Origin of the sequence: Pararhizobium sp. LjRoot235, from assembly GCF_964254145.1 — a bacterium.
GTDB lineage: Bacteria > Pseudomonadota > Alphaproteobacteria > Rhizobiales > Rhizobiaceae > Pararhizobium.
Map to the genome: position 1 here is coordinate 1636955 of NZ_CAXUSP020000001.1, position 24123 is coordinate 1661077.

27 protein-coding genes are annotated in these 24123 nt (G+C 61.3%); 12 read left to right on the forward strand and 15 right to left on the reverse strand.

Features of this window, described 5'->3' with window-relative positions:
• The 3 genes from pgeF to lgt form a co-directional block, all read right to left on the reverse strand.
• Positions 1-795, reverse strand: coding sequence for a peptidoglycan editing factor PgeF (pgeF, locus tag ACSQ2Z_RS07775; RefSeq protein ID WP_436080665.1), 795 nt, complete (start codon positions 793-795; stop codon positions 1-3).
• Between the two features lie 158 nt (positions 796-953).
• Positions 954-2048 carry a class I SAM-dependent methyltransferase gene (locus tag ACSQ2Z_RS07780; RefSeq protein WP_436080666.1) on the reverse strand — a complete coding sequence of 365 codons (1095 nt, stop codon included), beginning with the start codon at positions 2046-2048 and terminating at the stop codon, positions 954-956.
• 9 nt (positions 2049-2057) lie between these two features.
• A complete protein-coding gene (gene lgt, locus ACSQ2Z_RS07785) occupies positions 2058-2873 on the reverse strand; it encodes a prolipoprotein diacylglyceryl transferase (protein ID WP_436083018.1) in 816 nt (271 codons plus the stop codon).
• A 218-nt stretch (positions 2874-3091) separates the two neighbouring features.
• On the opposite strand from lgt, the gene ACSQ2Z_RS07790 reads away from it, so the two are divergent.
• The 7 genes from ACSQ2Z_RS07790 (at position 3092) to ACSQ2Z_RS07820 (ending at position 6662) form a co-directional block, all read left to right on the forward strand.
• Entirely contained in the window at positions 3092-3352 is a 261-nt protein-coding gene (locus ACSQ2Z_RS07790) for an accessory factor UbiK family protein (RefSeq protein WP_349435109.1), read from the forward strand.
• Positions 3353-3784: 432 nt separating this feature from the next.
• Complete coding sequence (locus ACSQ2Z_RS07795; protein WP_436080667.1) at positions 3785-4285, forward strand: YbjN domain-containing protein; 501 nt, start codon at positions 3785-3787, stop codon at positions 4283-4285.
• A gap of 2 nt (positions 4286-4287) precedes the next feature.
• Positions 4288-5106, forward strand: coding sequence for a pyrroline-5-carboxylate reductase (proC, locus tag ACSQ2Z_RS07800; RefSeq protein WP_436080668.1), 819 nt, complete (start codon positions 4288-4290; stop codon positions 5104-5106).
• A 15-nt stretch (positions 5107-5121) separates the two neighbouring features.
• A complete protein-coding gene (locus tag ACSQ2Z_RS07805; protein WP_436080669.1) occupies positions 5122-5463 on the forward strand; it encodes a tRNA-binding protein in 342 nt (113 codons plus the stop codon).
• Positions 5464-5474: 11 nt separating this feature from the next.
• Positions 5475-6032 carry a protein tyrosine phosphatase gene (locus ACSQ2Z_RS07810; RefSeq protein WP_436080670.1) on the forward strand — a complete coding sequence of 186 codons (558 nt, stop codon included), beginning with the start codon at positions 5475-5477 and terminating at the stop codon, positions 6030-6032.
• 62 nt (positions 6033-6094) lie between these two features.
• The gene (locus tag ACSQ2Z_RS07815) at positions 6095-6397 is read left to right on the forward strand and encodes a hypothetical protein (RefSeq protein WP_436080671.1); all 303 of its coding nucleotides are present in this window, start codon (positions 6095-6097) and stop codon (positions 6395-6397) included.
• Positions 6381-6662, forward strand: a complete 282-nt coding sequence (locus ACSQ2Z_RS07820) for a DNA-binding protein (RefSeq protein ID WP_436080672.1) — start codon at positions 6381-6383, stop codon at positions 6660-6662. Before ACSQ2Z_RS07815 ends, ACSQ2Z_RS07820 begins: the two co-directional genes overlap by 17 nt.
• 23 nt (positions 6663-6685) lie before the next feature.
• On the opposite strand, the gene ACSQ2Z_RS07825 is transcribed toward ACSQ2Z_RS07820, so the two are convergent.
• The 3 genes from ACSQ2Z_RS07825 to ACSQ2Z_RS07835 are packed head-to-tail and all read right to left on the reverse strand — an operon-like array spanning position 6686 to position 9323.
• Positions 6686-8065 (reverse strand): ATP-binding protein, encoded by a 1380-nt coding sequence (locus ACSQ2Z_RS07825; protein WP_436080673.1) that lies wholly within the window; start codon positions 8063-8065, stop codon positions 6686-6688.
• A gap of 23 nt (positions 8066-8088) precedes the next feature.
• A complete protein-coding gene (locus tag ACSQ2Z_RS07830; RefSeq protein ID WP_436080674.1) occupies positions 8089-8790 on the reverse strand; it encodes a response regulator in 702 nt (233 codons plus the stop codon).
• Positions 8791-8837: 47 nt separating this feature from the next.
• On the reverse strand, positions 8838-9323 hold the full coding sequence (locus tag ACSQ2Z_RS07835) for a MarR family winged helix-turn-helix transcriptional regulator (RefSeq protein ID WP_436080675.1): 486 nt from the start codon (positions 9321-9323) through the stop codon (positions 8838-8840).
• 272 nt (positions 9324-9595) lie between these two features.
• Here ACSQ2Z_RS07835 and ACSQ2Z_RS07840 point away from each other — a divergent pair, with 272 nt between their 5' ends.
• The 3 genes from ACSQ2Z_RS07840 (at position 9596) to ACSQ2Z_RS07850 (ending at position 11751) form a co-directional block, all read left to right on the forward strand.
• The gene (locus ACSQ2Z_RS07840) at positions 9596-10486 is read left to right on the forward strand and encodes a branched-chain amino acid aminotransferase (RefSeq protein WP_436080676.1); all 891 of its coding nucleotides are present in this window, start codon (positions 9596-9598) and stop codon (positions 10484-10486) included.
• Positions 10487-10818: 332 nt separating this feature from the next.
• Complete coding sequence (locus ACSQ2Z_RS07845) at positions 10819-10983, forward strand: hypothetical protein (protein WP_436080677.1); 165 nt, start codon at positions 10819-10821, stop codon at positions 10981-10983.
• A 126-nt stretch (positions 10984-11109) separates the two neighbouring features.
• Entirely contained in the window at positions 11110-11751 is a 642-nt protein-coding gene (locus ACSQ2Z_RS07850; protein ID WP_436080678.1) for an MBL fold metallo-hydrolase, read from the forward strand.
• A 145-nt stretch (positions 11752-11896) separates the two neighbouring features.
• Here the strand turns inward: ACSQ2Z_RS07850 and ACSQ2Z_RS07855 are convergent, their stop codons facing one another.
• The 6 genes from ACSQ2Z_RS07855 to ACSQ2Z_RS07880 all read right to left on the reverse strand — a co-directional run bounded on the left by ACSQ2Z_RS07855 (position 11897) and on the right by ACSQ2Z_RS07880 (position 18457).
• Positions 11897-12304: a BA14K family protein gene (locus ACSQ2Z_RS07855; protein ID WP_436080679.1), complete on the reverse strand. Its 408-nt coding sequence runs from the start codon at positions 12302-12304 to the stop codon at positions 11897-11899.
• 144 nt (positions 12305-12448) lie between these two features.
• On the reverse strand, positions 12449-12664 hold the full coding sequence (locus ACSQ2Z_RS07860; RefSeq protein ID WP_037098666.1) for a cold-shock protein: 216 nt from the start codon (positions 12662-12664) through the stop codon (positions 12449-12451).
• Between the two features lie 526 nt (positions 12665-13190).
• The gene (locus ACSQ2Z_RS07865) at positions 13191-14087 is read right to left on the reverse strand and encodes a DMT family transporter (RefSeq protein WP_436080680.1); all 897 of its coding nucleotides are present in this window, start codon (positions 14085-14087) and stop codon (positions 13191-13193) included.
• Positions 14088-14233: 146 nt separating this feature from the next.
• Positions 14234-15379: a PQQ-dependent sugar dehydrogenase gene (locus tag ACSQ2Z_RS07870; protein WP_436080681.1), complete on the reverse strand. Its 1146-nt coding sequence runs from the start codon at positions 15377-15379 to the stop codon at positions 14234-14236.
• A 59-nt stretch (positions 15380-15438) separates the two neighbouring features.
• Positions 15439-16071 (reverse strand): class GN sortase, encoded by a 633-nt coding sequence (locus ACSQ2Z_RS07875; protein WP_436083019.1) that lies wholly within the window; start codon positions 16069-16071, stop codon positions 15439-15441.
• A 43-nt stretch (positions 16072-16114) separates the two neighbouring features.
• Positions 16115-18457 carry a marine proteobacterial sortase target protein gene (locus ACSQ2Z_RS07880; RefSeq protein WP_436080682.1) on the reverse strand — a complete coding sequence of 781 codons (2343 nt, stop codon included), beginning with the start codon at positions 18455-18457 and terminating at the stop codon, positions 16115-16117.
• 467 nt (positions 18458-18924) lie between these two features.
• Here ACSQ2Z_RS07880 and ACSQ2Z_RS07885 point away from each other — a divergent pair, with 467 nt between their 5' ends.
• A complete protein-coding gene (locus ACSQ2Z_RS07885) occupies positions 18925-20127 on the forward strand; it encodes a pyridoxal phosphate-dependent aminotransferase (RefSeq protein WP_436080683.1) in 1203 nt (400 codons plus the stop codon).
• 378 nt (positions 20128-20505) lie between these two features.
• Here ACSQ2Z_RS07885 and ACSQ2Z_RS07890 read toward each other — a convergent pair whose 3' ends face one another.
• Complete coding sequence (locus tag ACSQ2Z_RS07890) at positions 20506-21399, reverse strand: LysR family transcriptional regulator (RefSeq protein ID WP_436080684.1); 894 nt, start codon at positions 21397-21399, stop codon at positions 20506-20508.
• 90 nt (positions 21400-21489) lie between these two features.
• Between ACSQ2Z_RS07890 and ACSQ2Z_RS07895 the strand changes: the two genes are divergently transcribed.
• On the forward strand, positions 21490-22530 hold the full coding sequence (locus ACSQ2Z_RS07895; RefSeq protein ID WP_436080685.1) for an NAD(P)H-binding protein: 1041 nt from the start codon (positions 21490-21492) through the stop codon (positions 22528-22530).
• On the opposite strand, the gene ACSQ2Z_RS07900 is transcribed toward ACSQ2Z_RS07895, so the two are convergent.
• Positions 22520-23470 carry a lytic transglycosylase domain-containing protein gene (locus ACSQ2Z_RS07900; RefSeq protein WP_436080686.1) on the reverse strand — a complete coding sequence of 317 codons (951 nt, stop codon included), beginning with the start codon at positions 23468-23470 and terminating at the stop codon, positions 22520-22522. The genes ACSQ2Z_RS07895 and ACSQ2Z_RS07900 overlap by 11 nt on opposite strands.
• A gap of 57 nt (positions 23471-23527) precedes the next feature.
• The gene (locus ACSQ2Z_RS07905) at positions 23528-24031 is read right to left on the reverse strand and encodes an N-acetyltransferase family protein (protein ID WP_436080687.1); all 504 of its coding nucleotides are present in this window, start codon (positions 24029-24031) and stop codon (positions 23528-23530) included.
• Positions 24032-24123 lie beyond the last annotated feature (92 nt).

Here is a 24123-nt window from a genome sequence, read left to right on the forward strand (position 1 = left end):
TCATCTCTCCCGAATGGATATTGCAGAGATTTGCCGGCCGTAGTCCGGCTCGCTGCGATGGGTGGTTCGGCGGTAGGAGTAGAAGCGCTCCTCGTCCGCATAGGTGCAAATATCGAGATTTTCCGCCGTGACGCCCGCCTCGGTCAGCCGCTTGATCGTCAGTCCCGGGAGATCGAACATGGCGCGACCTTTGCGCGGCGAGGGGGCAAAGAAGATCTCGTGGCCAGGATCCTTTTCGAGGAACCGCTCGACGAACTCCGAACCGACCTCGTAGTTTCGGCGGCTGATCGAAGGCCCAAGACTGGCGATGATCCGTTCGCGGCGAGCGCCGAGCGAGATCATTGCGCCGATCGTGCTTTCGAGCACGCCGGTCAATGCGCCCTTCCAGCCGGCATGCGCGGCGCCGACGACGCCCGCATGCGCATCCGCAAAAAGAACGGGGCCGCAATCAGCCGAAAGCACACCGATCACCAGACCTGGTGTCGCCGTTGCAAGCGCGTCCGCTGGGACTCGCGTGCCGTTGTAGCTGCCGTCGACGATAACGGCATCCGGCGAATGGACCTGATGCACCGTTGCCAGCTTGTGCGGCCCTGCGCCGAACCAAGCGCTGACACGGGCGCGATTCTCTTCCACGCGGGAGCGCTCGTCATTCGAGCCAAGCCCGACATTCAGGCCTCGATAGATGCCTTCTGAAACGCCACCTGCACGGGTGAAGTAGCCATGTTTTACAGCGTTTCCCGCCCGTTCGGACAGAAGCGGGCTTTGCACGGGCAGGGGCAGGGCATCATCCTTCATCGGTGGTTTCGCCCTTTCGAAATGCTGCAATGCGGTTGGTTCCGCGGGCATATCGGACCTACCGCCCCCGGCTGATTTGGCCGGATGTTGGCCTCAGGGGCCGCCGCTGTCAATCCGTCGAAACGACAGCCGGTGTCGCCGCCGGCTCTGGCCAGCTGCTATTTCTGGAAGGGCACGAGAGCGACATTCGGGCTGCTGACGACGAGGACCTTGAACAGTTCCCCCATCTTTCCTTCGCCGGCACCAGCCAGCCTTTCTGCGTCCGCGCGAATGTTTCCTTGCGTCTCCGTATCCTTGTCGCGGCCGAGCGCTGCGGCGCGTTCGGCAAGGCCCAGCGCAAGCAGAAAGTCGCCCTGATAGGTCAGCCCGTTGATCTGCAGGCCTTCCGTCGCGGCGCGCCGGGCAAGTTGCTCGAAATCGACATGGCTGGTGATATCCGCTTCACCGGGGTGTTTGAGCGGTGGATCGAATTGATGCTCGCGCACCGCCTGCAACGTATCGCCGAGACCTGTCGCGATATGGCCATAGTCGATGATGACTGCCGTCCCGCCGCTTGTCCTGATGCGTTGGCAAAGCGCCGTCATCACGGCGTCACGGGCAGGGGCGATCTCGAAAATGGCGCCTGGCGGGGCGTTTGCGGCGGCTGGCGGCAGGAGACCCGGATCGATGCCGGCGACGCCGGCGGCAAAAGTCAGTTCACCATCGGCATCGAGGCCGACAAGCCTTTCTCGGAACCCTTGCGCAGTCTTGACGAACTGGCGGATGGGAACGGCATCGAACAACTCGTTGGCCGCCAAAAGCAGAAAACCGTCCGGCAGCGTATCGAAACTGTCGTGCCAGGAAATCTTGAACTTGTGCGCGACCAGCGTCTGGCTCTGGACCTTCTGCAGCCGCTCACTGGTTTCCACCAGATGGACATTGGCGGCCTCGTAGAGTGCCGGCGACAGTTTGGCGATGACGCGCATGATGTCCGCCATCATCGTGCCGCGGCCCGGGCCGATCTCGGCGATGTTGACCGGCGTCGGCTCGCCGTGCCGCTGCCAGGCCTGGACGAGGAAGATGCCCATCATCTCGCCGAACAACTGGCTGATCTCCGGCGCCGTGATGAAGTCTCCCGACCGGCCGAAGGGTTCGCGTGTCTTGTAGTAGCCGTGTTCCGGGTCAGCCAGGCAGAGCGAGAAATAGTCGGTCACGCTGATCGGGCCGTTGGCGAGAATGATGGCCTTGATCTTTTCTGCAAGAAGCGTCGTCATGCGGCCCTCTCACGCGGTTGCAGCACTTGCGCGGCGCGCGCGTGCAATCGCCCAGAGGCCGATGAAGACCATCGGCAGCGACAGAAGCATGCCCATGGTGAGCCAGCCGCCGAGGAGGTAGCCGATCTGCGCATCCGGCTCGCGGAAGAATTCGACGAAGATGCGGGCGAGCCCGTACCCGGCGACAAAGACGCCGCAGACCAGGCCCGGCGTTTTGAGGGCGTGGCGGCGGTAGATCATCACGGCAAGAACGGTCAGGAGGACGAGGCCCTCGAGTGCGGCCTCATAGAGCTGGCTCGGGTGGCGGGCAAAGGGACCGCCGGTCGGGAAGACCACCGCCCAGGCCATGGACGACAGCCGGCCCCAGAGTTCGCCGTTGATGAAATTGGCGATCCGCCCGAAGAAAAGGCCGATCGGCACGACGGCCGAAACGATGTCGAAAAGGCTCCAGACGGCAATTTTGTTGCGGTGGGCAAACAGGATCATCGCGATCATCGTGCCGAGCAAGCCGCCATGAAAGGACATGCCGCCGTTCCAGATTTCCAGCGCCCGGATCGGGTTCTGCAGAACCCTTGCGAGATCATAGAAGAGAATATAGCCGATGCGCCCGCCGCCGACGATGCCGGCAGCGACCCAGAGCAGGAAATCATCGAGCTGGGCTTCGGTGATGGCCGGCGTCTCATTGCGCCACAGGGCCGTATTGCGAGCCAGCCTGCGGGCATATTGCCAGCCGATCAGAATGCCCGCCACATAGGCAAGGCCGTACCAGTGGATCTGCAATGGGCCAATGGAGATCAGTACCGGATCGATATCCGGGAACGGCATGATCGAGAAGAGTGTCGGTATTGTTTCCAAGGTCTTGCTTCAGCCCGGTTCGTTGTTTTGGCGGAACATGGGCTCCCGGGGAGAGGTGGTCAAGCCGCGTTTGGCGAAGGAAAGGCGGTCATCCCGGTATTTTTCCTTGCATCGGCCCGCCCGTCCTCCTACCTCCTCTCTCAAGCCTGCAATGGCAGGTAATGGACGCGAGGACGGAGACCGAGACGATGAGTACAGGCACAAACCGCATTCTGGATGACTTCGCCAAGCTGATGACGGACGCTGCCGGCGCCGCTCAGGGCGTGCGGCGTGAGATGGAAACCGTCTTCCGTGCGCAGGGCGAGCGCCTGCTGAATTCGATGGACATCGTCAAGCGCGAGGAGTTCGAGGCGGTCAGGGAGATGGCCCTGAAAGCGCGCGAGGAGAACGACGCGCTTCTGGCCCGGATCGCGGCGCTCGAAGCGCGCCTGTCCGAGGCCGGAAAATAAAGATTCGAGGGCGGTGCTGGTTGCGCCGCCGCTTTTTTCTCGCCTTTGGCGCGTGCGTCCCGGACCGGCACAATGCGCCTGTCCTCAACTGCGGTCTCAACAGCATTTTTCATAAATTTTTCACCCTGTGGACACTGCCAAAAAATGCTTACGGCAGAGTCGCTTATGAACCGGCGCTGAATCAATTTGAGAGAGCCTATCCACAACCGCCGGCGCTATTTTTCGTGCTGGGGGCTTTCATGCGGACTCCGGCATTATACACTGATTTTAAATGATGATTCGAAACGGATCACGCAAGCTCCAGACAGGGTACATCAGTCAGGATAGTCGTGTTTCCGGCAATCATAAGTGTTCGTTTCTGGTGTTTGAGTTTGCAGCCTTCGTGTGTGAGCGCGACGACGCATGCCTGCACTGGGACTTTTGGGGTGATGCATGAGCCTGATGGAACTGGAACTTGAGCGCCAATCGAACCCGGTCGACATGATCGAGTTCGTCGCAGCCAACAATGATTGGAGTTTCGAACGCTCAGGCGAAGACGAGATCGCCATGTCGGTTGAGGGCAAGTGGACCGACTATCATGTTTCCTTCTCCTGGATGGAGGAATTCGAGGCGCTGCATCTCGCTTGCGCCTTCGACATCAAAGTTCCCGAAAGCCGTGTCAACGAAGTGATCCGGCTGCTTTCCCATATCAATGGCCAGGTGCTGATGGGGCATTTTGATCTCTGGCGCCAGGAAGATGTGGTAATCTTCCGCCAGTCGCTTCTGCTTGCCGGCGGTGCCGAGCCAACCAACCAGCAGGTGGAGGTGCTTTTGTCCAGCGCGCTCGAAGCCTGCGAATCCTATTTCCAGGCCTTCCAGTTCGTCGTCTGGTCCGGCATCGATGCGCAGAGCGCGGTCGAGGCGGTGATGTTCGAAACTGTCGGAGAGGCATGACGATGAGCATGAATGCTTCAGGACCAATCGTCCTTATCGGCGCAGGCAACATGGGCGGCGCCATGCTTGCCGGCTGGCTGAAAAGCGGCATTGCGGGCTCCAATATCCTCGTCATCGATCCCGGCCCTGCGCCGGCCATGGCAAAGCTGATCGCCGACAATGGCGTACGCCACGAAACCACAGCATCTGCAGACCTGAAGGCCGGCGTTCTTTTCCTCGCGGTCAAGCCGCAGATGATGGCAACGGTGCTGCCGCCGCTCAAAGATCTTGTCGGGTCCGAGACGGTGGTCGTTTCGGTTGCCGCGGGTACGACCCTCTCTTTCATGCAGTCTCATCTCGGCGAGGCCGCCATGGTGCGTGCCATGCCGAACACGCCGGCGATGATCGGCCGCGGTGTCACCGGCGCCTTTGCCAACGCAGCCGTATCCGCGACACAACGCGACCTCGTGCACAATCTCTTGAAAGTCAGCGGCCCGGTCGAATGGGTCGAAACCGAAGCCGATATCGATGCCGTCACGGCCGTATCGGGCAGCGGCCCGGCCTATGTCTTTTATCTCGTCGAGTGCATGGCGGAAGCCGGCCGCAAGGCCGGTCTTCAGGCGGACCTCGCCATGCGGCTTGCGCGGGAAACCGTCGCGGGGGCTGGTGAACTTTTACACCAGTCCCCCGATGACGCTTCGAAACTGCGCCAGAACGTGACGTCCCCGGGCGGAACGACGGCCGCGGCCCTCTCCATACTCATGGCCGATGACGGCATGCAGCCGCTGTTCGACAAGGCGATTGCCGCAGCCCGCAAACGGGCGGAAGAACTTGCGGGATAATTCGGGATTTCCCTTATGACCGAGACCATCGCCTATGCCGATTTCGAGCGCGTCGATATTCGCGCCGGCACCATCGTCGAGGCGTCTCCCTTTCCCGAGGCGCGCAAGCCCGCCTTCAAGATCGTCATCGATTTCGGTCCCGAGATAGGGCGCAAGAAATCGTCGGCACAGATCACCGTTCACTATACGCTGGAAAGTCTGATCGGCCGTCAGGTGCTCGGCGTCGTCAACTTTCCGCCGCGCCAGATCGGCCCGTACCGCTCGGAAGTCCTGACGCTTGGCTTCGAGGATGAAAACGGCGACATTGTTCTTACCGCCGTGGACAGACCGGTGCCGAACGGCAAGAAGATGCTGTAGGGATTTTATCCATGGACATGAACGCCGTCCGTGAGTTCGTCCGCGTCACCTGCCTGCGCGACGCCGCCGCAGTTGCGGGCGATTGGTCGGCGACGCACGTTGTCTCGCTTCTCGATCCGGAACTGGCCGATGAGTTCGTCCCGCGTATTTGCGGCGCAACGCACCATGTCGTGCGGCTGCGCGATCAGGAAAACGCGCTGGCCACCGGCCATTTTCCTGAAATGATCACAAGCTTTTTCGACCTAGTGCTTCCCGCCATCGAGCAGCATGACAGCCGCATCCTCGTCCATTGCCATGCGGGCGTCAGCCGTTCCACCGCCTTCGCCTATGGCATCATCGCCCACCGTTTCGGTGCGGGCTGCGAAGTCGAGGCTTTCGAGGCGCTCCTGTCGATCGTCAACAAGCCCTGGCCCAACCGCCGTATCATCGAGATCTTCGATGCGCACTGGCAGCGGCAAGGGCGGCTTCTTGCGCCGCTGGACGCGATGCGGGCGCGCCACCCCAAGCGCATCGACGCCTGGCACCGTTTCAACGCGCGGCGCGGAATGACCGGCGGTTATTCGCGGTGACTGCGAATTCGCACCTTGCAGGAACAGATTTGACAAGCCATACTCTGTCCATACAATAGGGTATGCCGAAATTCCTTTGGAGCATCGAGAAAAATCGCGCCCTGAAGGAGCATTCGGACAGGCATATCTGTTTTGAGGACGTCGTTGCCGCGATCGATGCCGGTGGCCTACTGGATGACATCGAGCATCCAAACCGTGAAAAGTACCCGAACCAGCGGATGCTCGCGGTTCTGTTCTCTGGGTACGTGTATGCCGTTCCTTATGTGCAGGACGCGAACGGCAATCTGTTTTTGAAGACGGCGTTTCCGAGCCGAAGGCTCAGGCAGATTTATATGTCAGGAGAAAGTGATGTCGAAGAAGCCTGAAATCGGCGCTTACATCGATGACGAGGAAGCTGGGCTGATCGAAGCCTTGGAGAATGACAAGGGGCTTCCTGCCAGCGTGCTGACGGCTGATCGCCGGAAGGAACTGGAGGCCATGGCGCGGGCGGCATTCAGTGACGATCGTGAAAAGATTTCCTTGCGCGTCTCAAAAGGCGATCTCGCGCGGCTGAAGTCGCGCGCCCTGCAGGAAGGCATCCCCTATCAAACGCTGATCAACTCCATCATCCACAAATATGTGTCCGAGTAACTGTTTGCTATAGATGTTGCCGATCACGCCGGCACCCGCACGGTCGCCCTCAACCCACCCAATGGGCTATCCGACAATATAACATTGCCGCCGTGGCTGCGGGCGATGTCGCGGGCGATGGCGAGGCCAAGGCCGGTTCCCGAACTGTCGAGATTGCGCGCTTCGTCGAGCCGGAAGAATGGCTTGAAGACGTCGTCGCGCGACGATTCGGGAATGCCGGGGCCATCGTCGTCGACGGTGACGGTGATCCATTTCGTGCTGTGCTTGGCGTCGATATGGACGGTGTCGGCATAGCGATAGGCATTCGAGGCGAGGTTGGCGACCAGCCGGGTGAAGGCATTGGGGCGTACGCGCACATTGTCGTCGCCCTCGACCGCGGTCGTCACGGTCTTGCCCTGCAGTTCGGCTTCCAGCGTCAGCCGGTTCATCAGGTCGTGCAGCTTCAGTTCGCCGACGTCTTCCTCGGCCTCGCCGCGCGCAAAGGCGAGATATCCTTCGAGCATGCTCTGCATGTCCTCGACGTCCTGGTTGAGGTTATCGAGATCGGCGTTATCGCCGGCAAGCGCCAGTTGCAGCTTGAAGCGGGTGAGAATGGTGCGCAGGTCGTGGCTGACGCCGGTCAGCATGGCGGTTCGCTGCTCGATCTGGCGTTCGATGCGCTCGCGCATCTGGATGAAGGCGAGGCCAGCACGGCGGATTTCGTCGGCGCCGCGAGGCGAAAAATCGTCGATCTTCTGGCCCTTGCCGAAACTCTCCGCCGCCTTGGCAAGTGCCAGAATCGGCCGGATCTGGCCGCGCAGGAAGAGGATGGCGATGGTCAAAAGCACCAGCGAGGCGCCGACCATCCAGACGATGAAGATATGCGTATTCGAGGCGTAGGCCTGGCTGCGGCGGGCATAGACGCGAAGGATGCGTTCGCCGTCGAGCTTGATGCGGATTTCGACGAGATCGGAATCGCCGACCGTATCGATCCAGAAAGGACGGTGGATCTGGCGGGAGATCTCCTCGCTGAGAATCTGGTCGAGAATCTCGAAGAAAGGTTTCGGACGCGGCGCGGGCAATTCGCCGTCCGGCTCAATGGAGATGTTGAGGTCCAGCTTTTCCCGGGCGATCCGCACGATCGTCGGATAGTCGCTTTCCGGCATGGCATCGATCAGGTCGATGACCGCGGCGACATCGCTGGTTACGGCTGCCGACAAACGCTGGGTGACAAGCTGCCAGTGACGTTCCATGAACACAAAGGCAACGACCGACTGCAACAGGACCATGGGAATGATGACGATCAGCAGCGAGCGGGCGTAGAGCCCCATCGGCAATTGCCGCCGCAGCCAGCGCACGACACGATTCCAGGTGGTGTCCCCCGTTTTCGTCCGATAGCGCCGCAGGATATCAAAACTTGCCATGAGAACTCAGCCGGGTCATTTCGCTAGTCCACGCTCAGCCGATAGCCGATGCCGCGCACCGTCTGCAGCCAGACGGGGTTTGAGGGGTCGTCCTCGATCTTGCGGCGCAGACGGTTGATCTGCACGTCGATGGTTCGTTCGCCGACCTCGGCGTCGTCGCTCACCAGTTCATGGCGTGGAATGGTTTCGCCGGCACGCTGGGAGAACAGCATCATGATTTCCTGCTCCCGGTCGGTGAGGCGGATATGGTCCGCGCCCCGGCGCAATTCCTTGCGCACGACGGAGAAGGTGAAGGGGCCGAAAATCACCTGTTCGATCTTCGGGGCCTTGGCGGGAGCGTTGCGCCGCAGGATATTGTTGATGCGCAGCACCAGTTCGCGCGGATCAAAGGGCTTGGGCAGATAGTCGTCGGCGCCGGCCTCCAGGCCCTCGATGCGGGCATTTGATTCCGCCAGTGCCGTCAGCATGATAACCGGCACGGTCTTGATCTTGCGCAGGCTCTGGGTCAGCGAAATTCCGGTTTCACCGGGCATCATCACGTCAACGATCAACAGGTCGTAATCGATGCCCTCGAGCTTGCGGCGCGCCTCGCCGGCGTCCGCCGCCGTGGTCACGCGAAATCCCTTTTCCATCAGGTAGCGGTTCAGAAGATCGCGGATGCGGCGGTCGTCATCGACCACCAGAAGATGGGCGGCATCGTCGTCGATCCTCGGCGTCTTTGTCATTTCTCGTATGCCCTGTCCTGTCGCTGCCGGCTCGGCAAGCCGGGATTTCAGTTTTCGTCGGCGGTCTTCATGCCGGCAAGGAAGCGCTTGATCGTGTCGCGGGCGCCGGGGCCGGATTTGGCCAGGGCTTCGGCTATGCGCCGCGACTGTGGCTCGGCCAAGGCCCTTGCCAGCGTCTTGCCTTCCTTTGTTGTATAGAGCTTGCGCTGCCGGCGGTCCTCCGGTCCGGCAACTTGGTGAATATACCCTGAATCGATGAGCTGTTTCAAAACACGGGCAAGACTCTGCTTGGTGATCCTCAACGTGTCGAGCAGATCGGCAACGGTCATGCCGGGTTCGCGGTCGACGAAGTGCAGCACGCGGTGATGCGCCCGCCCGAAGCCGCGTTTTTCGAGAATCACGTCCGGATCAGAGGTGAAATCCCGATAGGCGAAGAAGAAGAGCTCGATGATTTCAAAATCCACTGCGTCCGTCTTGTCTGTCCCGGCCGGAGAGATATCCCCATCGGCCTTCTGGTTCGGCTGTCCTGCCACGCCGTCATTTCCTTTCAATTTCAACGCACTTTGCGAAACTTTCGAAAAAATACGTCAGCAATATTGACATATTTTTTCGCCATTTGTAAGCGTCTTTACCTCAGTAGGGCGAACATTCGACGCTGGCCTGTCCCTGAAGATAGGCCGTGCCGCTCTGATCGCCAATCCAAAATCACCAAAACTGATTTTCCTCGCTTCAGTTTGACGGTAAAACTGAAACAGGAAAGACAATCAACGCAAAGAATGGCGTTTACGCGCCGGAGGATGAGACGATGGCAGCAGTTCCCTTTGATCAGTTGGACGGTCAGATCTGGTTCAACGGTGAATTCGTCAATTGGAAGGACGCAAAGATCCATGTGCTTACGCATGGCTTGCATTATGCCAGCGCTGTCTTCGAAGGCGAGCGCGCCTATGGCGGCCGCGTCTTCAAATTGACCGAGCACAATCAGCGTCTGCACAAGTCGGCCGAAATCCTCGGCTTCACGGTGCCTTATTCGGTCGAGGAACTGGATGCGGCAACGATCGAGCTTCTCAAGCGCCAGGGCTTCGCCGATGCCTATGTCCGGCCGATCGCCTGGCGCGGCTCAGAATCGATGGGGGTCTCGGCCCAGAACAACCGCATCAATGTCGCCATCGCCATCTGGCAGTGGGGCAGCTATTTCGATCCGGCCGAAAAGCTCAAGGGCATTCGCCTCGACATCGCCGAATACCGCCGCCCGGACCCGAGGACCGCACCCTGCGCCTCCAAGGCCGCCGGTCTCTACATGATCTGCACCATCTCCAAACATGCCGCCGAGGCCAAGGGCTATGCGGATGCGATGATGCTCGACTATCGCGACCAGGTCGCAGAAGCGACAGGCGCCAACATCTTCTTCGTCAAGGATGGCGTCATCCACACGCCGACACCAGACTGTTTCCTCAATGGTATCACGCGCCAGACGGTCATCGAACTTGCCCAGCGCCGCGGCTATGAGGTGGTCGAGCGGGCGATCATGCCGGAAGAACTCGCAGGCTTCACCGAGTGCTTCCTGACCGGATCGGCCGCCGAAGTGACGCCGGTCTCGGAGATCGGTCCCTATAGGTTCAGGCCGGCTACGATTTCCGAGACGCTGATGAACGACTACACGAAGGAAGTCTATCCGGTGGCCGCTACCGCCGAGTGAACCCTGGCGGGGCTGCTGCGCGGAATTGAGAAGGGCGGCCTCCGAGCCGCCTTTCTTGTCGGTGCCAGCACGCTGAACACGCCGCTGCTGCGTGTGACGATCACCCGTATTGTCAACCCGGCAGCGGCCGCTTCTTCATACGGCATCCGAACAGAAGATCGCTGGCAGGACCGCCACGCGCGCCGCCCCACGCGTGGCGAAACGGCGCATTCTGCCGGTGTTCCCCATGGAACTGAGAAAATCAGGACAATGCAAAATACTGCAGTTGTTCCGCTTTTGCCGGAACCATTCGCGCAACGGCGGGGTTTAGACGCCAACGGGAGGATATTCAGATGCAAGAGGATATTGCTCAGGATTCGTATTCGACCGCGCGTCAATTGCGCCCGGTCGTCATCACGGTTATCGCCGCCAAGCTTGCGGTCTTCGCTCTGTTGATGACCACGGTCAACTTCCAGCCGCCATTGCCGGCAGCCATTGAAGTTGCCGAAGCGCGCTAAAGCGATTTGTCTGGTCTGGCGGTCGCCGCGCCGCTGATCACGCAAAGCGGTTCCGTGCGATTGGCCGTTTCCATTGCATCGTGTCCGTCCTATATGCTTCGCAACACAGTTTGACAGCGAGGCGGCATGCTACAGGCGGGCATCATTCCGGTTACTCATTTTCAGCAGAATTGCACGGTTCTGTTCGACAGCGAAACCAAGGAGGGCGTGATCGTCGATCCGGGCGGCGACGTTGACGTCATCCTGCAGACTATCAAGGAAAACGGCATCAGTTTGAAAGCGATCTGGTTGACCCACGGCCATATCGATCATGCCGGCGGCGCCAAGGAGCTCAAGAACGCCCTGAACCTCGATATCATCGGACCGCACAAGGACGACAAGCCGCTGCTCGAAAGGCTCGAGGCGCAGGCGGAAAAGTACGGGCTGGCGATGAAGGTCGAGAACGTGCTGCCGGACCGGTGGCTGGAGGAGGGAGATACCGTTTCCTTCGGCGATCACGTCTTCGAGGTGCTGCATTGCCCAGGCCATGCGCCCGGCCATGTCGTCTATTTCAACCGCAAACAGGGTTTCGCCCATGTCGGCGACGTGCTGTTCCATGGCTCGATCGGCCGCACCGATCTGCCAGGCGGCAACCACCAGCAACTCCTTGATTCGATTCGCGACAAGATCCTGCCGCTCGGCGATAACGTCGGCTTCATCTGCGGCCACGGGCCAGGGGGGCAGATCGGCGAGGAGCGCCGCACCAATCCCTACCTTCGCGGCCTGTAGGCGACGCCGGGGACGGCGCCGCAGCGGTTTCAAAGTGCTACAGCGTCCTTTGTGCGCCAGGTTTGACGCGCGGCGTTGTATCGAGACGACAAAAAAGGCACGTGCCGATCGGCACGTGCCTTTTTTGTGAAGTCACATTGCGGTTTTAGCCGGCCCTGCAGAAATACTCCCTGCCGTCATAACCGACGAAGGTGCCGGACTGGGAGTCGAACGAGCGGTAGCGCTGCGAGCAATAGCGGTACCAGCCGGGTGTCCATGGCTCCAGTTCGCCGTACGTTTCGACCACCACGGGGCGGGCGCGGCGATAGACCGGGCGCGGTTCGTAATATTCCGGCTCCGGGTCGACATAGACCCGCTCCTGGTAGCGCGGCTGGCTGGCAATGGCGCCGCCGATGATCACGCCGGTGGCAAGTCCGAGAGCGCCGGCCGCAACGGCATCGCCGCGGTGATGGTGGCGGCGGCCCCAGTCTCCAGCCTGCGCGGACGTGACTGTCGGGATGACAGTCGCCGCGGTGGCAAGGGCAAGAACGGCGGCTTTGATACACTTGTTCATTGTTTCGATCCTGTTTTGGGTCGGATAGTTTTAGTTCCTGATGATGAAAACAGGATATTGTGGCGAAACTGAACGCAGGGTGAATGAAAAAACCCGGCAGCAAGGCCGGGCTTCAACTGAATCTGTTTGCAGCAGCTCGGCAGCTTAGCCCGAGACCTGCAGGTTAACCGCCTTCGGGCCTTTGCCGCGGCGATCCGGTTCCGTGTCGAAGCTGACCTTCTGATTTTCCGACAGTCCATTCAGGCCTGAGGCCTGCACTGCGGAGATATGCACGAAGATGTCGGCGCCCCCGTTATCGGGTTTGATGAAGCCAAAGCCCTTGTCGGTGTTGAAGAATTTAACAATGCCAGTCTCGGCCATGCGTCAGGTCCTTTTTCCTCTGCCCGGATGCGGCGGGCAGCATTACAATGTTTGCCCATGGGGCGTGCGGCAGGCAGTTCTCGACTATGAGGAAAGGGTCCTGTAATTGCAGCCAGCCATCGAACACTGTCTTTGTCCGACTGCCCGGTACATTTTGCGTGCCCGGCGCGCGTTATTTAAAGGTCTTCCCGTGTTCGCAGATTGCCCGAACCCGATAAGCTTGCTGTGTTTATTTTAAATTGGCAAGCAAAAGTTTTTTGGAACAAGTGTGCTGATTTGGTTTGTTCAAAAAGCAATCAACTGCCGAAAAATATGATTTTTCTACGGATATATTGCAAGCTATTGAAAATATTACGATTTATGCTGATCTGCTCGCTTTTTGAGCTGTTTGCGGCATGATATGTCGCAGAATGCCAAGGTCTCACGGTCCACTCGGGAAGTTTCGCCAAATATTAGCCTGCTCGAAAAACCGGACATTTCCCCGAGATGGCACCGCCGTTATTCCGAAAAGGAATGCGCGTAAAAATCACGCTCCGGCGGCAACGGCTTTCGCCTTCATCAGTTCAGGTATGATCTCCACGATCAGCATGGCCGCGAAAATGATCGCGCAGCCGACATAGCCGAGCGGGGTGATCGTTTCTCCGAGCAGCAGGACGCCGAACAGAGCGGCAAACAGTGCTTCGCTCGACAGGAAGATCGCCGCCTGCGGCGCGGTCGTATAGCGCTGGCCGACCACCTGGCAGATGAAGCCGATGCCGCTGGAAAAGAAGCCGGCATAGAGGATCTCCGGCAGCGCGTTCGCCACGGCGGTAAGATCAAGCGGCTCGAAGAGGGCGCCGGCTGTGCAACCGAGCACGGCACAGACTGCGAACTGCGTCATCGACAGGGCCATCGGCCGGCCGGTGCTGCCGGCAAAGATGCCGACGAGCATGAGCTGGATGGCCCAGAACATCGCGCAGACAATCGTCAGGACATCGCCGCTCGTGAGGCGCGCCAGCTCGCCGCCGCTCAGGAGGAAAATTCCAAGTGTCGCCATGAAGGCCGCCGGCCAGATGACCCAGTGGGGCTTCCTACGCAGGAAGATGACGGTCAGCATCGGCACGAAAACGACGTAGAGTCCGGTGAGGAAACCCGAATTGGTGACGCTGGTCGTCAAAAGGCCGACCTGCTGGGTCGTGGCGCCGGCAAAGAGAGCAAGCCCGATCCAGATAAAGTTGCGGATGCTCGATTTCGGCATCGGCCCGCGTGCCTTGCGGGTTTCCCAGAGCGCCAGCGGTGCAGCGACCACCGTGGCGATGACAAAGCGCAGGCCGATGAACCAGAGCGGGCCGATCGCATCCATCGCCGTCGATTGCGCGACGAAGCCCGCGCCCCAGACGGCACCGGAAAACAGCAGGAAGAGATTGGCCTGGATACGGGTCACGATGCGGTTCCTGAAGCCGCGACACGGGAACGCCGCACGTCGGAACGATAGGCAGGCGCGGCAGAGATGCGGATTGGTCCGGCGATCTGGTAGCAGTTGCATCGAATTCGGGCAAGTGCGCCGCTTGAGGCGAAAAGTAGCGCCCTTCAGCTTTTTTTGTCCACCGCGGAGACGCGCAGCAGCGCCCCATCGTCGGTCACCATCAGGACCGCGCCGTCGGGCGCTACCTTGACGTCGCGGATACGGCCGAATTCACCCTCGAACAGGCGTTCCTCCGAGATGATGCTGCCGCTTTCATCCCGTTCCAGCCGCGCCAGCAGCTGGTATTTCAGCGCCGATACCAAGAGATCGCCCTCCCATTGCGGGAACATCGCGCCGTGATAAACGTCGATCGCGCCCGGTGCTATGGACGGATCCCAATAGTAGAGCGGCTGCTCGTAGCCTTCCGCTGCCTGGCCGACGCCAATCTCGGCGCCGGAATAGTCCTTGCCATAGGTGATGACCGGCCACCCGTAGTTCTTGCCCGGCTGCGGCGCGTTGACCTCATCGCCGCCGCGTGCACCATGCTCGACGGTCAGCAACTGGTGATCCTTCGGGTCGATGACGATGCCCTGCGGATTGCGATGTCCCTTCGACCAGACTTCCGGAAGCCCGGCCTTGCCGTCCTTGTAGGGATTGTCCGCGGGGATGCTGCCATCCGGGTTGATGTGCAGGATCGAGCCCGCATGGTCACGCATGTCCTGTGCCCGATCCCGCTCGCCGCGATCGCCGATGCCGAAGAACAGGCTGCCGTCGGAGGCAATCGCGATGCGCGATCCGAAATGCTGGCCCTTGCCGGTGAATTTGTTCATCCGGAAGAGTTCCTTGACGCCGGTCAGGTCCTTTGCGTCCTTTGAAAGCACGCCACGCACGATTGCCGTTCCATAGCGGCCCCCATCCGCAACCGCCATCGACAGGAAGATCGTGCGGTTGGCTGCGAAATCGGGATCAAGCGCGACATCGAGAAGTCCGCCTTGCCCTTGGCGCGCGCTCTTCGGAACGCCACGGATCGGCGCGGATGCTTTGCCGTCGCGAATGATGCGAAGAGTGCCGCCAAGCTCGGTGATGATGAAGCCGCCGTCCGGCATCACTTCGACGGACCAGGGATTGTCGAGGCCGGAGGCAAGCGTTTCGACCTGAACAGATACCTTCTCGGTCGAATACTGCGGCTCGTCGGCGGCGAGAGAAGGGCTTGCGAAAAGGATCACCGCCAGGCCGGCGGACGTAAACAGGTTTTCAAGCATCGTCTTCATCCCGGCCTCCATTCGTTACGCAGAATAGCTGGGGTCGAGCACGAAGGGATCAAGGCCGATCAAAAGGTTTTTACCGGCAGTTGGACGGGGCGACGAAGCGCCGAGAGCTTCGATTGCGGCGCATCGGAAACAAGCTCCGCTTGGACGATGTAGCGCAGGGGACCCTGCTCGGTCGCATCGAACGGCCAGCAGGTGGCAAGCGCCAGATTGCGGCCGGGTGCATCCGCGTTGATGCCGCTCTCGTCCCAGCGGGCGATCCGGCCCGGGCCGGCGCGGAATGTCAGGTTCGTTCCGTCCTTGCGGGTGATCACCAGAAGATCGCCGGGCCTGACGTCCTTCAGCCAGCGGAAATGCGTGTCGCGATGGGCGGCTACTACGGAGGTGCCGAGTTCGCCCGGCGCCGGCGTGTTGGCGAGCCGCGCCGGACCGAAGGCCAGCGCCTCGCCGCTGGCGCCGGACAGCACGATCGCGGTCTTGCCGATGCGGAGCGCGGTGATCTCCGCCTCGGTCGAGAAATCGGCCCAGGGCCAGGGTTTGACGTTGGTCTCGCCATGCAGCTGCGCCTCGAAGCTTCGCTTCAGCAGGACCTGCGACACCTCGGCCTTGGTCTTCATGTAGAACCCCTTGCCGACCAGCATCAGGCCAGCGATCGCGACGAGGGAAATGCCCGCGAGCACCAGTGTTTCCAGCATGTTGAGGCGCGCCAGAAAGCCGCTGCGCCCGTCGAGTGTCTGTTTATTGGACACGGCTGCGTGCCTCCAGGATCAGGCCGCGCATCTGCCAGCGCCACAGGCCGAAGGTTGAGGCCGCCATCACGGCGATGGCCAGCAGCATCAGGCCGATCAGGATATACCGGTCGGCGAGTGTTGCGGTCTGGGGCAGGTTCACCTGATTGCCCGCTTCCGCGATCAGGCTGGCGGCACGCGCCGTCGGCGCGGCGGCCATCCGGTCGGCGACCAGCATCGCCTGTTCTTCGGCCTGTTCAAGCGTGGCTTTGCGTTGACCTTCCAGAAGCGTCTTCTCGCCGAACACCTTCTCGAAATCCCACCCCTGCGGCAAGTTGAGCGGCACGTCGGTGCTGGCAACAGGCTCGCCCGCCGGACGCGACGGCGTCACGTCGATGGCAACCAGGCTGGTGACTCGCGAAACAAGGTGATGGGCAAGCGCTACCGTCTCGATCTGCTTGTCGAGCACAGCTTGGTCGTTCACCGCATAGGCGTTTGCCTCAAGATCGTCGATCTTGCGCCGCGCCCAGAGCTTGGCAATGCCCTTACCTTCGGACGCCTTGGCGATGTCCATCTCGACACGCCAGGGCTGGTCGCCGGTCTTGCCGGTGATCTGCAGCTTGCCCGCGGGTGCCGCACCGTCAAGCTGTGCGGTCAGCACCACCGGCTCGCCGCGATAGAGGTCCGGCATCGGGTTCGGCGTAATATCCAGCGCATTCGCGCCGTCGAAGGTGACGGCGATGTCTGTCATCGCCGGGTTTTCCAGCTTGTCGAACAATTCGCCCATGCGGGCGGCCACCTGGTCTTCCGAGCCGATCAGCGTGAAGGTGCCGCGGCCGCGTTCGGCGGCTTTGGTCATGAAGTGGGTGTTGGGAGCCGAGCCGATCCCGACGGTGAAGACACGGGCGTCGCCGCGGTTCCTCGATATCTCCTCGAACAATTGCGCCTCGTTGCCGATCGCGCCATCGGTCAGAAATACGACCTGCCGCAACGCGCCCGGCTCGATCGGTCCCTGGGTGCGAAGGGCTGCCTCCAGCGCCGGCAGCATCTCCGTACCGCCCTCGGCCGCCAAGCCGCGCACGAACGCGATCGCATCTTCGCGCTTGTCCGGCGTCGCCTGCACGAGGGAGGGAAAATGCACACTCGTCGTGTCATCGAAGCGGATGACGTTGAACCGGTCTTCCGGCCGCAGCTTGGAGATGGCAAGCGCCAGGCTTTCGCGCGCCTGTTCGATCGATTTGCCGGCCATCGAACCGGAATTGTCGATGACGAAGACGACTTCGCGTTTCGGCGTCGTTTCCGTTGCCGCCTCGTCGGCCGGCGGCGTCACGAAGCCGAGCAGATAAGTCTTGCCGTCAATCGTCTGGCGGAAGAGCCCCGCATGCGGCGCCTTGCCGGCTGCTGCCTGCCAGCTCAGCTCGAAATCCCTGTCGGCCGGTACGCCGCCATTCTTTAGGGTGATCTTGCGTGCCATGTCATCGACCGTCTGGACATCGGTCTCGTGGAACGACGTGGTGACGGTGCCAATCGGGAAGCCGGCATTGAGGTTGACTGTCAGCGTTACCGGATTGATCTTTGCATTCTCCGCCGGATCGAGCACGGGGGCCGTGATCTTGTCGCGATCCGGTACAGGATCGCGGACCGCATAGCCGGAATTGGGATCGAGATCGACGGTCTCAACGATCGGATCCGGATTGTAGCGCGGCGCGACAACCATCGGGAACCGCAGCGAGAATTCGCCGCCCGATTGATGCACGCTGCTCTGATATTCGATCTGCACGATGATGGTTTCGCCCGGGCCTATATTGGCGACCTGGTTGGTGAAGATGTTGGGGCGCTGCTGCTCCAGAAGCGCTGTCTTCTTGCCGGCGGCCTTGGCTTCCTCATAGACCTTGCGCGCTTCCTCGCGGGCTTTGATCTCGCCCTCGATGAAGCGGTCGCCGATCTGCATCTTCAACGTATCGACAGCGGCGTTTTCCGGCAGCGGGAAGACGTAGGTGCCCTCGACCCAGCCCTTGCTCGGGTTCTGGAACCGCTGCGTGACGCGGGTGCGCAGGATCGGGCCGTTGACGTCGATCTGAACGTCGGTCGCCAGCCGGGGTGCCTCGACGAAGGAGCCGGGTTCCTTGGATGGGAAGAGCAGGGCACCGGTGCCCATGTCGTTGGGGCGTACATAGCCGGCGAAATGCTGCGGTCGGTCCTGTCCGGTTTCGGCCGAGGCCTCCGAGAAAAAGCCCATCACGAAAAACAGGACGATCGTCACGGCCACAAGGGCTGCGACCAGCAGATATTCGACATATGGCATATGCTGGCGGCGCGGTGTCGTGGCGCCGATTTCCGTATCGACAAACATTGCGTGGCCCCTCGGTGCGGATGGATTCGGTAGATCCTCAGAAAAGGCTCCGAAATCGTCTGCACGAGGACGGAATTGCGGCAGCCCACGGCATTTGTTGTGACCAAATCAAGGCGTTGCGGAAATGTCGCAAAGCTCCTGTTTTTGAAGAATAAATCTCGGCTGTGATGCGTTATTCTCCTTCAGGCCCGAAGGCGCTGCACCTGCCTTTCGTGTTTCTTTCGCGGGCATGAAAAATCGGAGTCGATTCAAGCATCTGCGCCGCGCTGCCGAGAAAGTGATTCATCCCAATCCGTGATGCGACTGATGAAACATTGTCATGGTCACGCATTTTGCCGGCTCTCCGGGCGCTTTGCGCTTGAAACCGGGGCTGTCTTTCGACATACACCTAACCGCTATGGAGCCTGGCAAAGACCGCTCCCGCTGGCTCGCATGCTGTTTTCAACCTGATCAGGATAAACCACATCATGGCCTTTCTTGCCGACGCCCTTTCCCGTGTGAAGCCATCCGCCACCATCGCCGTTTCCCAGAAAGCCCGGGAACTGAAAGCCAAGGGTCGCGATGTGATCGGGCTCGGCGCCGGTGAGCCGGATTTCGATACGCCGGAGAATATCAAGAAAGCGGCCATTGACGCGATCAACCGCGGCGAGACGAAGTACACGCCGGTTTCGGGCATTCCGGAACTGCGCGAGGCGATCGCGAGCAAGTTCAAGCGCGAGAACAACCTCGAGTACACCGCCGCCCAGACGATCGTCGGCACTGGCGGAAAGCAGATTCTTTTCAACGCCTTCATGGCGACGATGAATCCAGGCGATGAAGTCGTTATTCCGGCACCTTACTGGGTGTCCTATCCGGAAATGGTGGCGCTTTGCGGCGGCACGCCGGTGTTCGTCGCCGCGACCCAGGAAAACAATTTCAAGCTGACGCCCGCTGATCTCGACAAGGCGATCACGCCGAAGACCAAGTGGTTCGTCTTCAACTCGCCGTCCAACCCGTCCGGCGCCGCCTATACCCATGCGGAGCTCAAAGGCCTGACCGACGTGCTTCTGAAGCATCCGCATGTCTGGATCCTGACGGACGACATGTACGAGCACCTGACCTATGGCGACTTCAAGTTCGCCACCCCGGTCGAGGTCGAGCCCAAGCTCTACGAACGCACGCTGACGATGAACGGCGTCTCCAAGGCCTATGCCATGACCGGCTGGCGCATCGGCTATGCGGCAGGCCCGCTCGCGCTGATCAAAGCCATGGACATGATCCAGGGCCAGCAGACCTCCGGCGCCTGCTCGATCGCCCAGTGGGCCGCCGTCGAGGCGCTCAATGGCACGCAGGCGTTCATTCCGGAAAACAAGAAGATCTTCGAAGGTCGCCGCGACCTCGTCGTCTCGATGCTCAACCAGGCCAAGGGCATCGAGTGCCCGTCTCCTGAGGGCGCATTCTACGTCTACCCGTCCTGCAAGGGCCTGATCGGCAAGACCGCGCCGTCGGGCAAGGTGATCGAGACGGACGAAGACTTCGTCTCCGAGCTTCTCGAATCCGAAGGCGTCGCCGTCGTCCATGGCTCCGCCTTCGGCCTCGGCCCCAACTTCCGCATCTCCTACGCGACCTCGGAAGAACAGCTCGAGGAAGCCTGCAAGCGCATTCAGCGCTTCTGCGCAGCCTGCAAGTAAGGCAGGGCTGATACGTCACAAGCCCGCCGGAAACGGCGGGTTTTTTGTTGGCCAGATTCCGGGCGAGGCCTACAGGATCCGCTCCGCCGCTCCGGGTTCCCCCGAGGCTTTCCGCCTGCTGGCCGGTGAGGCGGGCCTGATCGACTAACAGTTCAACGCCGGCGTCGCGTATCATCTCCTTTGCCGGCAATGTGCTGTGCGCCCGTTCGAGTGGTGGACGTTCCAAATATAACGGGCGCCAGATATTGCAACGTCAACATGCCTGGACGATCTCAATGTCGACGAATTGCTTGCCGCGCCGGTCCACTATTTCGATGGGCGCAATGACGACTGGCACGCACGACCGGTGAAAACTACCCGGCACCTGTAGCCGGTCTGCTATTTCCCGACATAGGCCAGAAGCCCCTCAACGAGCGCATCGAAGGCGACGCGACAGCGGGGCGTCGTCTTCATCGTCCCGTGCATGACGACGAAGGTTTCCAGTGGCAGTTCGAACTCGGTGGCGAGCAGCCGCATAAGGTTTGGATCGCGTTTGGCAAGCTCCACCTGGCAGACGCCGATGCCGCAGCCGGCGCGGATCATCGCCATCTGGGCAAGGTTGCTGTCCGATTTCAGCGTCGGCCGCATGATGTCGAGGAGCGGCACGCGTTTGCGCATGGCGCGGACGAAGGCGCTTTCGCGGTCGAACCCGATCATTCGATGGTCGCGCAGATCGTCCAGCTTTTCAGGCACGCCGTGCAGGTCGAGATAGCGGCGGTGTGCGTGGAGCCCGAGCGGAATGCCGCCGATCCGCCGGGTGATCAGCGCGTCCTGTGCCGGCGCGACCATGCGCACGGCGATATCGGCCTCCTGGCGCAGGAGATCTTCGACCGCGTCCGACACGGACAACTCGATGGCAAGATCGGGGTGCCGCTCGTTGAGGGCGGCAAGCATGGGCGGCAATACTTCGATGCCGATCACCTCGCTGGCGCTGATGCGCACCGTGCCGCGCACCGTCCTTCCCTGTCCGGTTGCCGCCCGCAGCAGCGCCGCCGCATTGGCCGCCAATTGCTCGGCATGCGGCTTGAGGTCGAGTGCGGATTCCGTCGGGATCAGCCCCTGCGGCGAGCGGATGAACAGCTGGAAGCCGATGATGCCTTCGAGAGCATCGATATGCCGGCCGACGGTCGGCTGCGTCAGCCCCAGTTCGCGCGCGGCGGCCGACAGCGACCCTTCCTTCAGCACGGTCAGGAAAGTACGGTAGAAATCCCAACTGGGCTCGATTTCGCTCATTCGTTTTTGTATATCAGATAAAGAAATTTCGGCAATTCCGTTTAACCGCGTTTGCAATCAGGATCGTCTCATCGAACAAGGAGACGCGACATGACCAGCCAAGCAAGACAGATTGCCCTCATCCTCGGCGCGACTGGCGGCATCGGCGGCGCGGTCGCCCGAACCCTCAAGGCCCGCGGCTGGACGATACGCGCCCTCCATCGCGATGCCGCCAAGGCCGCGGCAGGAAGCCCGGACTTCGAATGGGTGCAGGGCGATGCGATGAGCGCCGTCGACGTGCTTGCGGCTGCGGAAGGTGCAGGCCTGATCGTTCATGCCGTCAATCCGGCGGGTTACCGCAACTGGGGTACGCTGGTGCTGCCGATGATCGACAATACGATCGCCGCCGCCAAGGCGACCAGCGCGACGGTGCTTCTGCCGGGCACCATCTACAATTTCGGTCCCGACGCCTTCCCGCTGCTGCATGAGAAATCGCCGCAGAACCCGGTGACGGCAAAGGGAAAGATCCGCGCCGAGATGGAACGGCGTCTGGCGGCCGCGTCAGCGGAAGGCGTTCGCGTCATTGTGGTTAGGGCAGGGGATTTCTTCGGGCCGGGCGCTGCCAACAACTGGTTCTCGCAGGGGCTCGTCACCCCCGGAAAACCCCTCGCCGCGGTGACTTATCCCGGCAAGAAAGGCATCGGTCACCAATGGGCCTATCTGCCGGATGTCGCCGAAACCATGGCGCGGCTGATCGATCGCCGCGAAACCCTGCCCGCCTTCGCCGTCTATCACATGCAGGGCTTCTGGGACGATGACGGCACGAAGATGGTCGCCGCGATCCGCCGCGCCAATGGCAATCCGCGCCTCAAGGTCAAGGCGTTCCCGTGGTGGATGATGCCGTTCGCAGCACCCTTCGTGCCGTTGTTGAAGGAATTGCGGGAGATGCGTTACATCTGGCAGGAGCCGCTGCGCATGCCGAACGATCGGTTGGTGGCTGTCATCGGCGCCGAACCCTGGACGCCGATCGACGAGGCTGTGCGCACGACGCTTGCCAGCCTCGGCTGCCTGCCACCGGAGAAAGCCTCTTCGCAGCGCGCCTTGCCAGCGCCCCGCGTGTCGGAGGTCGCTCGATCACGCCTCAGTTCCTGAACACGATGCAGGCGCCGCCGCCTTTGCGGATTTCGGTACAGACCGCTTCGGCCTCGCGCCTTGTCTCGCGGCCGATGCGGGCGGTGTAGCGCAGTCTGGTGCCGAAGGCCCGGTTGCGCTCCCGCTGGATCAGCGGCTTTTCCGCATTGAGCGGCGACGGCATGCGCTTGACGGTGGCGAGGAACAGCCGCTGCGCCACCGATTTCTGGAAATGCGCCGAAAGTTGCGCGCCCCAGGGCGCCCAGGTACCTTCCTCGTCGAACACCACGTCCTTGAGGCGGCGCTTGTCGGCAAGGGCGGTACAGGCATCGTAGAAAGGCTTGTCCTTGTCGAGCCTGAGATCGAGCGTCTCCGGCGGATTGTCCTTCCATTCCTCCACCGGATGGGCGGTGATGGCGAGCACATAGGCGCGTGTTTCGTGAGGAAGGTTGCCGGTGCGCAGAAATGTTTCCAGCCCGCTTTCCCCGGCATTGTAGGCGGCGGCCGCAAGGCCGAGATTACCGAAGCGGTTACGCAGGTCATCGAGATATTCGGCCGATTTCCCCAGGGCCTCCAGGGCATCGAAGCTGTTGGAAAGCCCGCGCAGCTTTGCGGTCGCGGGAATGAACTGTGCAATGCCCTCGGCTCCCTTCGGGCTGACGGCATCCGGACGGAACAGGCTTTCCTTCCAGATCAGCCGCGCGAAGAAATCAGGCGGCAAAGCGTTGGCCGCGGCGAAATGGCCAAGGGCTGTGCAGATGTCGCGGCTGTAGCTGTGGGCGCGAACGCAGAGCGTCGTCTCCGCCGTTCTGACCGAGTAGACGCAGGGCGGCGTGCGCCATTCCGGCTGTGCAGCGGCGCGGGGCGCGCTTGAGATCGCGGCGAGGCCGAAGGTTGCGGCAAACAGGACCGCAAGCCGTATCCGCCGCTGTTTCTCGTGCCTCATCCGCACCTGGGCCATCCGCCAAACATCTCGACAGTTCTTGATAGCACCGATGCGCCGGCGCCGGGAGATGGTCTATGCTTGATCCGGCAGGGTCAGTTGCATGAAGGTCAGATCCAGCCAGCGGCCAAACTTGGTGCCGACTTCCTTCATCTGGCCGGTGATGACGAAGCCGAGCTTTTCGTGCAGCCGGATTGATGCCGCGTTGTTGGCCTCGATGCCGGCAACCATCACATGTTTGCCGCAGGCGGCCGCGCGCTCGATCAGGGCCAGCATCAGCATCCTGCCGATGCCGCCGCCGCGCTGGTTCTTCTCGACATAGACCGAATGCTCGACCGTGTGACGATAGCCGTCGAAGGCCCGCCAGTCGCCGAAGGAGGCATAACCGGCGATCGTGCCGTCATCGGTGACGGCCACCAGCACCGGATAGCCGAGGCGCCGGCGCTCCGTGAGCCACGCCGCGCGATTTTCGAGGTCCACCTGCGCGTCGTTCCAGATCGCCGTCGTGTTGAGGACGGCATCGTTGTAGATGTCGCGGATAGCGGGAAGGTCGGCGTCTTCGGCGTTACGCAGCTGCATTGGGTTTCTCCGGAAAACGCCGAAGGTCTACCGCATAATTCCTTAAATCGGAATCGATTTAAGGACAGATCCCGCCCGGTGAGGGGCGGGAT

Coding starts and splice junctions, on each gene's coding strand:
- pgeF (WP_436080665.1), bottom strand. CDS start 795: ATGAAGGATGATGCCCTGCCCCTGCCCGTGCAAAGCCCGCTTCTGTCC.
- ACSQ2Z_RS07780 (WP_436080666.1), bottom strand. CDS start 2,048: ATGACGACGCTTCTTGCAGAAAAGATCAAGGCCATCATTCTCGCCAAC.
- lgt (WP_436083018.1), bottom strand. CDS start 2,873: ATGCCGTTCCCGGATATCGATCCGGTACTGATCTCCATTGGCCCATTG.
- ACSQ2Z_RS07790 (WP_349435109.1), top strand. CDS start 3,092: ATGAGTACAGGCACAAACCGCATTCTGGATGACTTCGCCAAGCTGATG.
- ACSQ2Z_RS07795 (WP_436080667.1), top strand. CDS start 3,785: ATGAGCCTGATGGAACTGGAACTTGAGCGCCAATCGAACCCGGTCGAC.
- proC (WP_436080668.1), top strand. CDS start 4,288: ATGAGCATGAATGCTTCAGGACCAATCGTCCTTATCGGCGCAGGCAAC.
- ACSQ2Z_RS07805 (WP_436080669.1), top strand. CDS start 5,122: ATGACCGAGACCATCGCCTATGCCGATTTCGAGCGCGTCGATATTCGC.
- ACSQ2Z_RS07810 (WP_436080670.1), top strand. CDS start 5,475: ATGGACATGAACGCCGTCCGTGAGTTCGTCCGCGTCACCTGCCTGCGC.
- ACSQ2Z_RS07815 (WP_436080671.1), top strand. CDS start 6,095: ATGCCGAAATTCCTTTGGAGCATCGAGAAAAATCGCGCCCTGAAGGAG.
- ACSQ2Z_RS07820 (WP_436080672.1), top strand. CDS start 6,381: ATGTCGAAGAAGCCTGAAATCGGCGCTTACATCGATGACGAGGAAGCT.
- ACSQ2Z_RS07825 (WP_436080673.1), bottom strand. CDS start 8,065: ATGGCAAGTTTTGATATCCTGCGGCGCTATCGGACGAAAACGGGGGAC.
- ACSQ2Z_RS07830 (WP_436080674.1), bottom strand. CDS start 8,790: ATGACAAAGACGCCGAGGATCGACGACGATGCCGCCCATCTTCTGGTG.
- ACSQ2Z_RS07840 (WP_436080676.1), top strand. CDS start 9,596: ATGGCAGCAGTTCCCTTTGATCAGTTGGACGGTCAGATCTGGTTCAAC.
- ACSQ2Z_RS07845 (WP_436080677.1), top strand. CDS start 10,819: ATGCAAGAGGATATTGCTCAGGATTCGTATTCGACCGCGCGTCAATTG.
- ACSQ2Z_RS07850 (WP_436080678.1), top strand. CDS start 11,110: ATGCTACAGGCGGGCATCATTCCGGTTACTCATTTTCAGCAGAATTGC.
- ACSQ2Z_RS07855 (WP_436080679.1), bottom strand. CDS start 12,304: ATGAACAAGTGTATCAAAGCCGCCGTTCTTGCCCTTGCCACCGCGGCG.
- ACSQ2Z_RS07860 (WP_037098666.1), bottom strand. CDS start 12,664: ATGGCCGAGACTGGCATTGTTAAATTCTTCAACACCGACAAGGGCTTT.
- ACSQ2Z_RS07870 (WP_436080681.1), bottom strand. CDS start 15,379: ATGAAGACGATGCTTGAAAACCTGTTTACGTCCGCCGGCCTGGCGGTG.
- ACSQ2Z_RS07875 (WP_436083019.1), bottom strand. CDS start 16,071: ATGCTGGAAACACTGGTGCTCGCGGGCATTTCCCTCGTCGCGATCGCT.
- ACSQ2Z_RS07880 (WP_436080682.1), bottom strand. CDS start 18,457: ATGTTTGTCGATACGGAAATCGGCGCCACGACACCGCGCCGCCAGCAT.
- ACSQ2Z_RS07885 (WP_436080683.1), top strand. CDS start 18,925: ATGGCCTTTCTTGCCGACGCCCTTTCCCGTGTGAAGCCATCCGCCACC.
- ACSQ2Z_RS07890 (WP_436080684.1), bottom strand. CDS start 21,399: ATGAGCGAAATCGAGCCCAGTTGGGATTTCTACCGTACTTTCCTGACC.
- ACSQ2Z_RS07895 (WP_436080685.1), top strand. CDS start 21,490: ATGACCAGCCAAGCAAGACAGATTGCCCTCATCCTCGGCGCGACTGGC.
- ACSQ2Z_RS07900 (WP_436080686.1), bottom strand. CDS start 23,470: ATGGCCCAGGTGCGGATGAGGCACGAGAAACAGCGGCGGATACGGCTT.
- ACSQ2Z_RS07905 (WP_436080687.1), bottom strand. CDS start 24,031: ATGCAGCTGCGTAACGCCGAAGACGCCGACCTTCCCGCTATCCGCGAC.